Consider the following 14,057-nt stretch of genomic DNA (forward strand, 5'->3'; position numbering starts at 1 on the left):
TAACGGTATAGATAACTAACAATATGTTTTACTAGTTTGATACTTTGTAAATGTAGAAGGAAGTAACACTTGAGCCTAATAATCCTATACTGATATTCCCTGTGTCAACAAGCCCGAAAGAGATTTTATCACCCGCCTGAAAAGAATATAAGGAGTTGATGCTGGAGTCGGAAAATGTAATATTTATTGCTAATGCAAGGTTGATACCGCTGAATGGGCGTGTATCTATCAGAGTTGTTACTGCAGATCTGGTTCTTGCTATTGCGATACCTGGAGCACCTGACAATAATGATGCCTGTAGTCCGGTTCCGTATCTGAATGAAAACCCAACGGCATATACACCGGCAGATGGAATATTATAAGAACCATCAGCATTTGTAAATAAAGTAGCAGTTCCTATTGTTCTGTCAGCTTGTACAAAGTTTACTGGTTGGAAATCTGATGGTAAAACTCCTAAATTCAGGATATTGATACCTGTCGTTTTTTTTGCATTATACACCGTAGTATTAGTTGCTGAAGCAGCTGTTAATAGTGCTGGATCCATTGAGAATACCTGAGTAGTTCCCTGGTTAACTGCTAAAACCTGATATCCGGGTAGTGCTGTGGCTGCAGGGGTGTCTCTAACTTTCAATGTTCCGTTAACATCAAGGGTTGCAGTTGGAGAAGCTGTATTGATACCAACTTGCGAAAATAATGGTAGGGCTGTACACGCTAACATTAAGCTGTAAAGTTTAGTTTTCATGATCAAGATTTTAATTAGTTGCTTAGCAAATATACAATAAAAATTATATTCAATATTGTGTGATTTTCAATTTTAATATTAATATGATGTAATATATTCAAACATATGTTTATATTTTAATATATATTAGTTCATAATTTAATTACGAGTTATTATATTTATTTTAAAACTAATCGTCTGTTTATAAGTGTTTTAAGAAAATTAATTTTCCCTGTTGTGTGGGTTATTTTTAGTTTAGAATGAATCTTTTATGAACTAAATAATTTATTATGAAATTTTGTGTCTTTGGGGGTTTTGATAGGTATAAAAACAAAAAACACCGCATTTATGGCGGTGTTTTTTTATCATTTTTGTTGACTTTCCTTAGCTTTCCAGAAGGAATTCTTTATAATTTCCTAGAAAATCAATATTAGCTTGGATAGATTCGAGCTCTTTAAGGGCGTTTCCATGTAAGATATCTTCCCATGGTCCTTCTACATTGATAAAGAAGAAATAATTACCCAGTCCGGTCTTTAATGTTCTGGATTCAATTTTGCTGAGGTTCATTTTTCTCCACGCAAAAACAGATAAAACCTGATGCAGTCCACCGGGATGATCTTCCGGAAGAGTGATCAGCATTCCTGATTTTTCTCCTAAGGTTTCCAATTTATCATTTTGGTACTTGTTCTGTTGTTTAGAAATGATGATAAAACGGGTGTGGTTTTGTTCAAAATCCTGAATGTTACGGTTGATGATCTTCAATCCATATAAATTAGCAGCAAACTGATTGGCTACTGCAGCAATGGTAGTATCCGGATTTTCTGAAACAAATTTTGCAGCAGCGGCAGTAGAAGAGAAGTCTTGTTTTGGAATCTCTTTATAATGACTATCCAGAAAATGAAAGCTCTGTGCCAGTGCCTGCGGATGCGAATATATTCTTTCAATATTCTCAACAGAATTTGCCGGGTGAATCATCAGGTGGTGTGCAATAGGCATTACTGCTTCTGCTTCAATTTTGATAGACGGAGTTTTATATAAATAATCCAGCGTCATAGAAACGGTTCCTTCAATAGAGTTTTCCAAAGGTACTACAGCCTTTACTGCTTCTCCGCTTTCAACAGCATTAAAACAATCCAGAATACTGGCTTGTGGTAATATTTCGTCATCAGGGAAAAGCTGCGCAGTGGCAAGCTGAGTAAAACTGGCGTGAGGTCCCAAAAATGCAATCTTCATAATATAATATATAAGGGATGATTAAAATAAAGGTACAAAGGTGCGAATTAATTCATAAACAGAGTGGATATTTCAGGGATGTTTTGTTGTGGGTTTATTTTGTTTCTGGTTGCTGGTTGCTGGCTTTTTGTTGTGGTTTATTAGTTATTGGTTGTTTTTTTGTTTCTGGTTACCCACAACATTAAACCTATAACCTTAAACTCTCGAATCCTCAAACTCTCCCGCTCTAAAACTCTCAAACTTACCCCTAATCCCTGCCATCTACACCTGCAAACTATTCCTTCCAATTCTTCTCAATCATTTCCATCAGAAAATCCGGACATTTGATAACTTTGTTGGTTTTCGCGTCCAAAAAGAATAGAGTAGTGGAAGCTTCTGTTATTTTAGTATGCTCTTCATTGTAAATTTCATACTCAAATTCAATTCTTACACCCGGAATTTTTTTAACATAAGTATGGATTTCTAATTTTTGATCATACAGAGCCGGGCGGATATATTTGATTTTATAGTCTGAAACAGGGAGCCAAATTCCTTGGTTTTCAATTTCATCGTATGAAATTCCTATGCTTCTGAAGAGCTCCACTCTCCCAACTTCGAAGTACGTTGCATAGTTACCATAGTATACATATTTCATTGGGTCTGTTTCCGCGTAACGTACTCGTATTGAGTGTGTTGTGTGTATCATTTTAGGTCTTAAATTATACATACAAATATATTTTTAAATAATCAATACCTGCAATATTTTTTTTTGAAAAGAAAAAATTAGACCTTTGTCTTCCTTCTAAACACAGTACAAACAAAGAATAATCGGGGCAGAAAAAATGGATGACAATTTAATGATGATATGGCAGAAATGCCTTCAGTTCATGCGGGATAACCTGAACGCAGCTGAAGACAATTCTGACCTGAAAAAACTTGAAAAATCTTTCGATATGTTATTCGATAAGGTGCAGCCGCTTTCTTTAGTGGCAAACAACCTTACGTTGATCGTACCGAGCGATTTTTACAAGGAATATATAGAGGACAATTACTTGTCCTTACTTTCTGCTGCCCTAAAGAAAAATATTGGAAAAGGAGTGAAATTATGGTATTCTGTGATGGAAAACAGACCAAAAGGTGAAGAAAAACCTGTTACCATGAACATTAAGGGACAAAGTGTTCCAACTCCAAAAACACAGGAAACAATGCCACAAGGATTCTCTGCTAATATTGTGAACCCTTTTGTAGTTCCTGGAATTAGAAAAGTAAATATAGATTCTAACCTGAAACCAGACTATTCTTTTGATAGTTATGTAGAAGGAGAAAGTAATAAATTTGCAGCGACTGTAGCCAGATCCATTGCAAAAAGACCCGGAGCAACAGCTTTCAACCCGTTATTCTTATATGGAGGATACGGAGTTGGAAAAACCCACCTGGGACAGGCTGTTGGTCTTGAAGTAAAAAATCAGTTTCCTGATAAAGTAGTTCTTTATCTGTCTTCCGAAAAGTTTATCCAGCAGTTTATCTCTGCCGCAAAAGCTCATAAGCAGACAGAATTTGCGAATTTCTATCAAATGGTAGATGTACTGATTATTGATGATATTCAGTTCCTATCCGGAAAATCTGCTACACAGGACAGTTTCTTCCATATTTTTGATCACCTGCATCAGAACGGAAAACAGATTATCCTTACTTCAGATAAAGCGCCAGCAGATATTATGGATATTCAGGACAGAATTGTTTCCCGTTTCAAATGGGGACTTTCTGCAGAAATTAAATCTCCGGATTTATCTACAAGAAGACAAATCATTGAAGATAAGCTAAGTAGGGATGGGATCGTTCTTCCGGGAGATATGCTTGATTTCCTTGCGGTGGAAACGAAAACCAATGTAAGAGAACTTATCGGGGTTATTAACTCTGTGATTGCTTACTCTACAGTATATAAGAGAGACCTGAGTCTTGAGCTATTAAAGGAAACCATCAACAGAATTGCGGCTAACCAGAAAAAAGTAATCAATATTCCTTATATTCAGGAAGTGGTTTGTGATTATTTTGGAATCAAAAAAGAGCAGTTGCTTTCAAAAACAAGAAAAAGAGAGATTGCATTACCAAGACAGCTTGCAATGTATTTTTCCAAAGAATTTACCAATTCTACATTTACTAAAATTGGAGAGGAAATGGGAGGAAAAGATCACTCTACAGTAATGTATGCTTGTGATACCATCAAAGATGTTTCGAAAATTGATAAAGAAATCAAGAAGTACGTAAAAGACCTTACAGAAAGAATCAAACAATAAACAGTTCTGAACTGAAAATAAATTAAAATGAAGGATAGTTGTATTCTTCATTTTTTATTTAGTTTTGTCGTGACAAAACACTCTTTTTTAAATAAACAGAATATGAAAATATTAATGGTTTGTCTGGGGAATATATGCAGAAGCCCATTGGCAGAAGGAATCATGAAAGCAAAACTGACGGAACATTATATGGTAGATTCAGCCGGAACCATTTCAATGCACGAAGGTGAACATCCTGATAAAAGAGCTATTAAAACAGCTGCTAATCATCATATCGATATATCCCGTCAACGATCAAGGCCTATAACCAGAAAAGACTTTGAAACCTTTGATAGGATTTACTGTATGGATATCAGGGTGTGCGAAGATGTTATTTCTAAAGCTAAAAATGAAGAAGAACGCCAGAAAGTATCCTTGTTTTTAGAAGAACTGGGAGATTATAAAAATGTTGAGGTTCCGGATCCCTATTGGGGGGATATGGCTGATTTTGAAAAAGTTTTTCAGCTTTTGGATAAAGGTTGTGATGCTATCAAAAACCAACTATCAAAATAATAAGCATGAAAATGCAAAATATTTCCCAAACCATCACTTAACGAAAGAACTAAAAAATAATACAATGCTTTTTTTACTCCCTGCTTACTTATCAGAAAACACTTCTATCAACCACTTTTCACCTGTTTTGAAGGATTACATCATGCAAACGGATTATTTCTTCGTAGAAAATGAAAAAACGGCAAGAAAAGTTGTTAAATTTTTTGCTCCTGAAAAAAAGCAGGCTGATCTGAAGTTATTCTTGTTGGATAAATACACGGAAAATGCAGATATCAAAGAAGCTCAGGAGCTGATGCTGAAAGGGCAGGATTTCGGCTTGCTGTCTGAAGCTGGATTACCATGTATTGCAGATCCCGGAAATCTGATGGTGAAATGGTGCCATGAAAAAAATATCAGGGTAATCCCAATTTCAGGGCCTTCATCCATTATCCTCGCCTTGATTTCCAGCGGGTTTAATGGGCAGGAATTTACCTTCCATGGCTATCTTCCTATTGATAAAGGAGAAAAAAAGAAACACATAATGAATCTTGAAAGCCTTGTTCAAAAAACCGGATATTCGCAGATTTTCATGGAAACTCCTTACAGGAATAACCAACTTTTTGAAGACCTGTGTAAGTTTTTATCACCTAATACAAAACTTTGTATTGCTGCCAATATCAATGATCCGGAACATGAATTTATCAGAACAAAAACAATAAAAGACTGGCAGAAACAAAAGCCGGAACTTCATAAAATTCCTGCAGTATTTGTACTTGGGAAATAAGCTTTATTCCTTTTGATTAAATATAATTTTAAGGGTCTTTAAAATTTGCAGCTGAAAGAATGATCAATTCTTTCAGCTTTTTTTATTTAAAAATATTTTCTGGTAATTTCCTAGAAATCATTGAACTAATCTTTATTTTCAGCTTCATTTCCTTTCTTTCAGCGGTTTAATCTTAACTCAAGTTAAATTTATTTCAATAATAAGTGATTAATTTATTTAATTTTTCATACTTTTATATTTTTAAATATTATGATTATGTGTTAATGATAATATGTTATGAATAACTATTTTGTATTTTAAATTTAAATATTGGCTAATTTGTTTTGTTTAATTTTATTTTTATTAAATATTTTATAATTTAAATTGCTTTTTGACATATTTAAGGTGAATTCCTTTACATTTCTTTATTTATTTAGAATATAATAGGTTAAAAATTCATTTTTACACAACATTGATCCAATAATATCAACACCAAATATTTAATTATGATGACACGTAAATTTTTTTTTCCGGTATTGCTGATGTTGGCCATACTGGTACCTTCTTTAATTCATCTATCTGCACACGGATATGTAATGAGCCCGGCCTCACGAGGATATCAGGGAAGTCTGGATAAAGCTACTCTTGGCTATTCTGCAGCATTTAGCATCTATGGATCAATCATTAATGAACCCGGATCTCTGGAAGCTCCTAAAGGATTTCCTGCATCGGGTCCGGCAGATGGAAAGATTGCCTCTGCTAATGGAAGTATAGGCGGAGATACTACGCTGGATATCCAAAATGCCAGCCGATGGAAGAAAACCAATATCACCACCGGTGTGAATGCCTTTATCTGGAAATATCTGGCCTATCACGCCACTGCAAAATGGCATTATTATATGACAAAGCAGGGCTGGGATCCCAATAAACCTCTTACCCGTCAGGATCTTGAACTTATTGGTACAGTCGCGCATAATGGTACGCCACCGCAGGATAATGTTTCTCATCAGATTACAGTTCCTGCCAACCGTACAGGTTATCATATAATTTTAGCGGTCTGGGATGTAGCAGATACCACCAATGCATTTTATAATGTGATTGATGTTAACGTAACCTCCGGAACAGGAGTCTCAGCACCTGCCACTCCTACAGGATTGACACAGGTAGGTGTAACAAGTTCTACTGCTAAAATAAGCTGGACTCCACAATCAGATGCTGTATCCTATACTATTTTCCGCAATGGGCAAAATATTCAGCAGGTAAGTGGAGCTGCATTTGAAGACAGCGGTTTAACGGCCAATACAGTTTATACCTATGAAATACAGGCAAAAGGCGCTTCGGGGCTCACTTCAGGAAAAAGCATGCCACTCAATGTAAAAACAAACAGTGAAGGCACAATTGAGAAACCTACAGCACCATCCAACCTTCATTCAATGGCAGTTACTGAAAACTCTGTGTCACTCATGTGGATGGCTTCTACCCACTCACAGGGAATCAAAAATTATCAAATCTTTGAAAATGGAATCAAGGTAGGAGAAACTGTTCAAACAAGCTTTTTACGAACAGGATTAGCGCAGGACACAGAATATCGTTACACTGTTAAATCTGTTGCAATGAACGATCAGCTTTCTGATGCCAGTAATGAATTAAAAGTCAGAACTAAAAAAGTTACACCAGGAAATGGACAATCCTATTGCGGAGCAGAGCAGTATAATGCTGCCAATGCATATCCTACTGCCGGAGTAAAAGTTTTCTACTCTTGTAAAATCTGGAAAAATAAGTGGTATGCGAATCCGGGAGAAACACCGGGAACCAATATGGTATGGGAAGAAGTAAGTACATGCACAGAAGCGCCTGGTTGTGCATCAAGTGGTCCGGTTACTTACTGCGGCGCGCAGGAGTATAGCCCAACAAAAACTTATCCAACAGCAGGAACAAAGGTTTTCTATTCTTGCAAAATATGGGAAAACAAATGGTACGCGAATCCGGGAGAGGCACCGGGAAGTAATGCTGTGTGGAAAGTGGTAAGTGACTGTAATGAAGGGCAGGCTTGTAAAGCATCAGTTTTTGCCAGTAAAGAAAATGATCTTTCAGTGATTGTATCTGAACATTTGATCAACTTTGCACCTGAAAGCATTTATGACAAAATAAGTAGAGTAGATTTGATTACTCCTCACGGACTTCAGATTATGACTTTCATGAATCCGGGACAGAACAGTATGAATATCAGTCGACTTCAGTCTGGAATCTATTTTGTGAAAATCCTTTATAAAGATGGAAGCAGTATTACTAAAACCATCAGAAAGTAAATTTTCAATAATATTTAACAGCTGTTAACAAGACTATAGCATTGTTATTGATTTTAAACAAGTACTGGAAACAGGATAAATTGTTGATAATGCAGTAGAAATCCGGGCATCGAAGATGCCCGGATTTTTTAATAAATTAATTCTGATCTTTCTTCTTTGATTTCCATTTTCTCCAAAGAACAATAATAACAGGAATCAGCAAAAAGAATGGCCATAGAGATACCATTCCCAGAAGAAGACTTACAAAACTGTTCCAGCCTTCCGTCAGAGAATCCATAAAACGGCTTCCAAAACCAATTTTTGAAGTGGTTGAGCTTCTTACTTTCTCTTTGTATAAGTTTAAGTTCAGAGTACTGTAATTCACGCGGTCATCAATAAAACGAAGTCTGCCTTCAGCCACATCTATCTCATCTTCAAGCTCTCTGATATTTTCCTGAATTTCAAGCATATCTTTCGTGGTAGCAGCACTTTTAAGCATATCACGGTATTTTTCAAGATATATCTTTTTGTTGGCTAGCTTTATGGCGATATCGGTATATTCCTCCGTTACATCATTGGATGAAATATTTTTAGACAAAACAGTTCCTACACCATTTGAAAACGAATTGATCAGTACATCAAAGTTTTTATGAGGCACCCGGATAATCAGAGTAAGATTATCATCCATATCTGTATTTTGAAACTCTTCTTTCTGGATATAAGCATTGTTTTTTTTGATGATCTCATTGACCTGATTTTGTGTCTTTTTAATATCACCCACCTGAATCTTCATATCACCGTTTTTAATGATTTTTTTGGAGATTGTATCAGTTTTCTTTGGGGTGTAAACATCTTTGTTGGTTCCGTTCTCATCAGTAGCCAGTTTTTCAGAAACAAAAGCTGGTGGAGGTAAAGGTGCCGCTGCAGAAGAAGGTGTTTTGTCTTCGGTTATAACTTCCATCAGGTCGGCTTTCACTTCTTGTTTTTCACCACCTGATTTGCTGCAATTGATCAGGATAAGACCTGATAATAGGAAAATAATTTTTTTCATGGGTTAATTAGTTTTTTATGGTGATGATCAAAAAGTGTGCTCAAAAATGATCATTTGTAAAATGAATGAAGATTTAAAACGAAAGAATGTTAATATAAAATCAATAAATAGCTCTAAAACCGCTCTGAAAATTGCTGAGACTGATAAATTATTTTTATTTTTAATTCATGAAAAAAAGTCTTTTAGCATTTGTGTTTTCTCCATTTCTGATGTATGCACAGGAAATTCCGAAACTTACAGACGAGATGGCCATGAAACTGTCCGACAAACCTCTTCACTGTATCAATCAGGAATATCCAAATAAAACAGCTCATATCATTAATAATGCCGGGGAAGTTCCTTTGACTCCCAAAGATCTCCACCCTAGTTTTTATGGATGTTTCGACTGGCATAGCTCTGTTCATGGACATTGGATGCTGACAAGACTTTTGAAAACAAAACCTAATCTGTCAAACGCTAAAGAGATTGAAAAAATTCTGGATGAATCATTTCAAAAAGAAAAACTACAGACAGAAGCAGATTATTTTACAAAATATCAGCTGACAGGAACTTTTGAAAGAACCTACGGCTGGGCATGGATCTTAAAGCTGGATGAAGAATTGACCAATTGGGATCATCCAAAAGCTAAAATATGGCACCAAAATCTGAAACCGCTTACGGATCAGATCCTGAAATCCTGGGAAACCTATCTTCCAAAACAAACGTACCCCAACAGAACCGGAGTTCACCCTAATACTGCATTTGCTATGGCTTTTGCTATAGATTGGGCAAGAGCTAATAAGGATAAAGAATTTGAAAACCAGCTGATGGAAAAGGCTAAATACTTTTTCTTAAAAGATCAGAAAACTCCTGCTTATCTGGAGCCGGATGGGTCGGATTTCTTTTCGCCAAGTCTGGAAATTGCAGATCTGATGCGCAGAGTGCTTCCTCAAAAAGAATTTGTACAGTGGCTGAATACCTTCTATGAAAAAAGAAGTCTGGGAAATGTTGAAAAAATCCCTGTAGTAAGTGATCTGAGCGATTATCAGACCGTTCACCTTGTAGGATTGTCTTTTTCTAAAGCATGGTGTATGAAAGGAATTTCCAATGCACTTCCTGCCAATCATCCACTGAAAAAAGACTTCAGAAAAACAGCAGATGTATTTCTAAATAATGGATTGCCACTGCTTTTCCAGGGAAATTATGGCGGAGATCACTGGCTGGCAAGCTTTGCAGTATATGCTTTAGAAGATTAATATTTGATTCCTGCTTTTTTCAGAATAAAGCCTAAAAGCCAGATCGGTCCAATGAGAAGAAACTGCAGATCTTTAAGGAAAGTAGGCTTTTTTCCTTCAATTTTATGCCCTATAAACTGGAAAATCCATGTGATGATGAATACAGAAAGGTACACTATCCATGACTGTCTTCCAACACCAATATTGGTCAGATAGATGAAATGCTCCATGACCAGCATTACTAGAATCATCACAATAGCGATTAAAAAAGACAGTCTTATATAGAACAGAGTAATCAGAATAATCACAATAAGGCTTATGATACTGGCACATCCGAAATAGGAGGCACAGAAATGAGGAGAGGGAATCAGGGAGGTAAAACCAAGAATTGTCCAGAAAATTAAAGGCACACAAATCCAGTGAATGAACTTGTTGGTCGCGTTTCTATGGCTTTTACTGTATTCGGCAAATAATAGATCAACCTTTCTCATGCTGAAGGAAAATTGGATTAATGCTAAAATAATAAAATTTTGTAATCACTGGTAAGATTGCTTACATTTGTCTTATGTCTGCCCTAGAAAAATTCGGAGTTGATATTTTTACGGAACGTAATATTTTCGAGAGAATAGCTGTCGATAAACCTTTCCGTCCTGATAATCCTGCTTTTATCTTTATTAAATCAGGTACCATAAAACTTCGTCAGCACTTCAGTGATCTGGAAGTTTCTGCTAATATGTTTATGGTAACAGATCCGCAAACCATTTATGAAGTAGTATCTGTAACAGATGATTTTCAATCCAGAATGGTTTCTTATAAAAGAGAATTTATTTCGGCTTTATCATTGAAATTTAACCGTCTGATTACATATCGTTATTTCAGACAGCAGATGAATAAAGGAGTTCCTTTTCCTGAGGACGAAATGGAAGTGGTCTGGAAAAGTGTTAATTTCCTGAAATATATTCTGGATTCTGAGACTGAAATGCTCTATAAGAAAGAAATGGTGGAGCATCTTTTCTCTGTTTTCTGCTATCAGATGGCGGGCATTATTTCCAAGGAAGACAACAGCTCTATGAATCAGATGTCCCGACAGGAAGAAATCGTGTTTGTGTTTCTTACTGATATTGCAGAACATCATCTTACAGAAAGAACTGTTGAGTTTTATGCCGAACGGCAGTCAATTACAACCAGACATCTTTCTTCTGTTGTAAAGACCATCACAGGCAAGTCTGCAAGTCAGATTATTGCTTTAATTGTGATCAATGAAGCAAAAGTACTATTAAACTCTTCCAATAAACCGGTTTCAGAGGTTTCCTCTATTCTCGGATTCAGTGATCAATACTCGTTTTCTCACTTTTTTAAGAAGCATCTGGAGGTAAGTCCTACACAGTATAGGCATCAGTTCGAAAGCTAAAATCTTACATTTGAACATCTTTTTCCAAAAATCAAACATTTGATTGATTTTGTTGTTGACCTAACTTTGCATCTGTAAAACAAGGTAAAATGACAAAGAAAATAAAAACAGCACTATCTATACTGATAGCAGCTTTTCCTGCGCTGTTTTTTTCCCAACAGATTAAACAGATGACCGCAGGTGAGGTGGCGGAACTCGCTGTTCAAAATCACCAGCAGCTCAAGGTTTCCGCACAGAACATTGGTATTGCAAAACAAAATACTAATGTTGTTAAGCTTCAGAAACTTCCTACGATCACGGCTTCTACAAGCCAGTTCTATTTAGGGGACGCAGTAGCTATCGATAAAGACTTTTCAAACTCTACCAATGTTCCGATGCCGCATTACGGAAGTTCGTACGCGGTACAGGCAACACAGTTGATCTTCAAAGGAGGATTGGTGAATAAATCTATTGAAATGGCGGGACTTCGTGAACAGCTTTCCGAACTGGATTTAGAGAAAAATAAGCAGGATGTGAAATTTTTAGTGATTTCCAATTATCTGGATGTCTATAAAATTATCAATCAGGAAGAAGTATTTCAGAATAACAAAAAACTGGCTCAGGAACGTCTTAAAAACATTCAGAAATTCTACCAGCAGGGAATGGTAACCCGAAATGAAGTGATTCGTGGAGAATTGGCCATCAAAAACCTGGATCAGGGAATTCTTACCCTTGCCAACAATAAGAAAATCCTTAATTATAACCTTAATATTGCTTTAGGTTTATCTTCTGATACGGAGATTGTTCCTACAGAAAGTTTGGAGAATAAAGAATCCGGAATAGGCATGGAGTATTATACTGATCTTGCCCATGAAAGTAATCCATTACTGAAGTCAGCTCAAAAAAATATTGCGGTGGCAGATAAGAATATTGAGATTATCAAAACGGATAATGCACCTACTTTGGCCGGATTTGGCGGATATACACTGCAAAGACCAATCACGACCAAAAATCCTGTCTTGGATATGTACTCAGGAGGCTGGCAGACCGGGGTTTCTTTGAGTTATAATATAGATACTCTTTATAAAACGAAAGAAAAAGTGAAATTGGGTGAGCTGCAAAAGAATCAGGCGAATGATACCAAGACACTCGTACAGCAGAATGTGGATATGGGAGTGAATGCTGCTTATACAAAATATCAGGAAGCGATTCAGCAGGCTGATATTCTGAATGATTCCAAAAGGCTGGCAGAAGAAAACTACAAGATTACGGAAGCCAAATACCTGAACCAACTGGCTGTGCAGGCAGAAATGATTGATGCCCAGAACCAGAAACTACAGTCGGAACTTGATTATGCCAATGCTGAAATCAATGTTTTGTATCAGTATTACAACCTTTTGAAATCTACAGGAACACTTTAATTTTTAAAACTGACAATCAACACAATGGAAAACAAGGAACAAACTACTCAAAATACGACACCAACTCCTGCAGCATCTGCTGCAGAAAACAAGAAAAAGAAAAATAAAACCAATAAAATCAGAGCCATCATTTCCAACATCATTGTTTTTCTGGTGATCGGTTTCGGATTATTCTGGTTAATCCGTGAATATTTCCATATCGGAAGCAAAACGTATACAGAAGCAGCACAGGTAGAGGAATTTATTAACCCTATCAATACAAGAGTTTCTGCTTATATCAAAGAAATTAAGTTCATTGAACACCAAAATGTTAAAAAAGGAGACACTTTGGTCATCCTTGATGAACGTGAAATTCTTACACAACTGGGACAGGCAGAAGCAGCTTATCAGAATGCAATGGCTCAGAAAACAGCAACAAGTTCTTCTGTGAATACTGTTTCCAACAATATCAACGTAATGCAGTCTAATATTGCAGGAGCAAAAGCCAGATTATGGAATGCTGAGCAGAATTTAAACCGATATAAAAACCTTTTATCAGCCGAAGCGGTTACAAGACAGCAATATGATCAGGTGAAGACAGAATATGATGCGCAAAAGGCTGCTTATGAAACTCTGGTCAACCAAAAACAATCCGCCAACCTTTCTACTACGGAAGTGAAAAGCAGATTGGGAATTAATGATGCTGAAATTAAAAGAACGAAATCTGCCTTGGATATGGCCAGAATCAATCTTTCGTATACTGTTATTACAGCGCCTTACGATGGAGTAATGGGGAGAAGAACTATTTCTGAAGGTCAGTTGATCCAGCCGGGACAACAGGTTGCAACTATCGTTCTGAATGGTCAGAAATGGGTAACTGCCAACTTTCTGGAAAGCCAGATGCCAAATATTAAAGTGGGAGAAAAAATTGCTATGACAGCTGATGCTTTAGGAGGTAAAAAGTTTGAAGGAGTTGTAACAGCGGTTTCTGCAGCTACCGGATCAAGATATTCAAGTGTACCTACCGATAACTCTACCGGAAACTTCATTAAAGTACAGCAGAGAATTCCTGTAAGAATAGAATTTACAGCTTCCAACAAGAAAGAAGATCTGAATAAGCTGAGTGCGGGAATGAATATGAATGTGAATATCGGTCAGTAATTAAAAGATTTAATCATTGAAAGATTAAA

The 14,057-nt window shown here is 36.4% G+C and carries 13 protein-coding genes; 8 read left to right on the forward strand and 5 right to left on the reverse strand.

Going from position 1 to position 14,057, the window contains the following annotated elements; translation table 11 throughout:
- Window positions 1-31: 31 nt before the first annotated feature.
- From LKL37_RS02445 to LKL37_RS02455, 3 genes are all read right to left on the reverse strand, one after another.
- Entirely contained in the window at window positions 32-742 is a 711-nt protein-coding gene (locus LKL37_RS02445) for a hypothetical protein (RefSeq protein ID WP_431608999.1), read from the reverse strand.
- Window positions 743-1,105: 363 nt separating this feature from the next.
- Window positions 1,106-1,954, reverse strand: coding sequence for a prephenate dehydratase (gene pheA, locus LKL37_RS02450; protein ID WP_431609000.1), 849 nt, complete (start codon window positions 1,952-1,954; stop codon window positions 1,106-1,108).
- A gap of 274 nt (window positions 1,955-2,228) precedes the next feature.
- On the reverse strand, window positions 2,229-2,639 hold the full coding sequence (locus LKL37_RS02455) for an acyl-CoA thioesterase (protein ID WP_431609001.1): 411 nt from the start codon (window positions 2,637-2,639) through the stop codon (window positions 2,229-2,231).
- Window positions 2,640-2,775: 136 nt separating this feature from the next.
- Here LKL37_RS02455 and dnaA point away from each other — a divergent pair, with 136 nt between their 5' ends.
- The 4 genes from dnaA to LKL37_RS02475 all read left to right on the forward strand — a co-directional run bounded on the left by dnaA (window position 2,776) and on the right by LKL37_RS02475 (window position 7,833).
- Entirely contained in the window at window positions 2,776-4,230 is a 1,455-nt protein-coding gene (dnaA, locus tag LKL37_RS02460) for a chromosomal replication initiator protein DnaA (RefSeq protein WP_089695534.1), read from the forward strand.
- Window positions 4,231-4,332: 102 nt separating this feature from the next.
- Window positions 4,333-4,782 carry a low molecular weight protein-tyrosine-phosphatase gene (locus LKL37_RS02465; protein ID WP_431609002.1) on the forward strand — a complete coding sequence of 150 codons (450 nt, stop codon included), beginning with the start codon at window positions 4,333-4,335 and terminating at the stop codon, window positions 4,780-4,782.
- A gap of 64 nt (window positions 4,783-4,846) precedes the next feature.
- Complete coding sequence (locus LKL37_RS02470; RefSeq protein ID WP_431609004.1) at window positions 4,847-5,545, forward strand: SAM-dependent methyltransferase; 699 nt, start codon at window positions 4,847-4,849, stop codon at window positions 5,543-5,545.
- Between the two features lie 485 nt (window positions 5,546-6,030).
- Window positions 6,031-7,833 (forward strand): lytic polysaccharide monooxygenase, encoded by a 1,803-nt coding sequence (locus LKL37_RS02475; RefSeq protein WP_431609006.1) that lies wholly within the window; start codon window positions 6,031-6,033, stop codon window positions 7,831-7,833.
- Between the two features lie 136 nt (window positions 7,834-7,969).
- Here the strand turns inward: LKL37_RS02475 and LKL37_RS02480 are convergent, their stop codons facing one another.
- Window positions 7,970-8,863 carry a DUF4349 domain-containing protein gene (locus LKL37_RS02480; protein WP_431609007.1) on the reverse strand — a complete coding sequence of 298 codons (894 nt, stop codon included), beginning with the start codon at window positions 8,861-8,863 and terminating at the stop codon, window positions 7,970-7,972.
- 167 nt (window positions 8,864-9,030) lie between these two features.
- Here LKL37_RS02480 and LKL37_RS02485 point away from each other — a divergent pair, with 167 nt between their 5' ends.
- Window positions 9,031-10,098, forward strand: a complete 1,068-nt coding sequence (locus LKL37_RS02485) for a DUF2891 domain-containing protein (protein WP_431609008.1) — start codon at window positions 9,031-9,033, stop codon at window positions 10,096-10,098.
- On the opposite strand, the gene LKL37_RS02490 is transcribed toward LKL37_RS02485, so the two are convergent.
- Complete coding sequence (locus LKL37_RS02490; RefSeq protein ID WP_431609009.1) at window positions 10,095-10,568, reverse strand: DUF962 domain-containing protein; 474 nt, start codon at window positions 10,566-10,568, stop codon at window positions 10,095-10,097. The genes LKL37_RS02485 and LKL37_RS02490 overlap by 4 nt on opposite strands.
- A 74-nt stretch (window positions 10,569-10,642) precedes the next feature.
- On the opposite strand from LKL37_RS02490, the gene LKL37_RS02495 reads away from it, so the two are divergent.
- From LKL37_RS02495 to LKL37_RS02505, 3 genes are all read left to right on the forward strand, one after another.
- Complete coding sequence (locus tag LKL37_RS02495) at window positions 10,643-11,488, forward strand: helix-turn-helix domain-containing protein (RefSeq protein WP_431609011.1); 846 nt, start codon at window positions 10,643-10,645, stop codon at window positions 11,486-11,488.
- A gap of 89 nt (window positions 11,489-11,577) precedes the next feature.
- On the forward strand, window positions 11,578-12,888 hold the full coding sequence (locus tag LKL37_RS02500; protein ID WP_431609013.1) for a TolC family protein: 1,311 nt from the start codon (window positions 11,578-11,580) through the stop codon (window positions 12,886-12,888).
- Window positions 12,889-12,912: 24 nt separating this feature from the next.
- The gene (locus LKL37_RS02505; RefSeq protein ID WP_431609015.1) at window positions 12,913-14,028 is read left to right on the forward strand and encodes an HlyD family secretion protein; all 1,116 of its coding nucleotides are present in this window, start codon (window positions 12,913-12,915) and stop codon (window positions 14,026-14,028) included.
- Window positions 14,029-14,057: the final 29 nt, after the last annotated feature.

It is taken from the genome of Chryseobacterium sp. 'Rf worker isolate 10', from assembly GCF_050753305.1.
Taxonomy (GTDB): domain Bacteria; phylum Bacteroidota; class Bacteroidia; order Flavobacteriales; family Weeksellaceae; genus Chryseobacterium.

Excerpts from the sequence above, each read along its gene's own strand:
- LKL37_RS02445 (WP_431608999.1), bottom strand. The coding sequence starts at position 742 with ATGAAAACTAAACTTTACAGCTTAATGTTAGCGTGTACAGCCCTACCA.
- pheA (WP_431609000.1), bottom strand. The coding sequence starts at position 1,954 with ATGAAGATTGCATTTTTGGGACCTCACGCCAGTTTTACTCAGCTTGCC.
- LKL37_RS02455 (WP_431609001.1), bottom strand. The coding sequence starts at position 2,639 with ATGATACACACAACACACTCAATACGAGTACGTTACGCGGAAACAGAC.
- dnaA (WP_089695534.1), top strand. The coding sequence starts at position 2,776 with ATGGATGACAATTTAATGATGATATGGCAGAAATGCCTTCAGTTCATG.
- LKL37_RS02465 (WP_431609002.1), top strand. The coding sequence starts at position 4,333 with ATGAAAATATTAATGGTTTGTCTGGGGAATATATGCAGAAGCCCATTG.
- LKL37_RS02470 (WP_431609004.1), top strand. The coding sequence starts at position 4,847 with ATGCTTTTTTTACTCCCTGCTTACTTATCAGAAAACACTTCTATCAAC.
- LKL37_RS02475 (WP_431609006.1), top strand. The coding sequence starts at position 6,031 with ATGATGACACGTAAATTTTTTTTTCCGGTATTGCTGATGTTGGCCATA.
- LKL37_RS02480 (WP_431609007.1), bottom strand. The coding sequence starts at position 8,863 with ATGAAAAAAATTATTTTCCTATTATCAGGTCTTATCCTGATCAATTGC.
- LKL37_RS02485 (WP_431609008.1), top strand. The coding sequence starts at position 9,031 with ATGAAAAAAAGTCTTTTAGCATTTGTGTTTTCTCCATTTCTGATGTAT.
- LKL37_RS02490 (WP_431609009.1), bottom strand. The coding sequence starts at position 10,568 with ATGAGAAAGGTTGATCTATTATTTGCCGAATACAGTAAAAGCCATAGA.
- LKL37_RS02495 (WP_431609011.1), top strand. The coding sequence starts at position 10,643 with ATGTCTGCCCTAGAAAAATTCGGAGTTGATATTTTTACGGAACGTAAT.
- LKL37_RS02500 (WP_431609013.1), top strand. The coding sequence starts at position 11,578 with ATGACAAAGAAAATAAAAACAGCACTATCTATACTGATAGCAGCTTTT.
- LKL37_RS02505 (WP_431609015.1), top strand. The coding sequence starts at position 12,913 with ATGGAAAACAAGGAACAAACTACTCAAAATACGACACCAACTCCTGCA.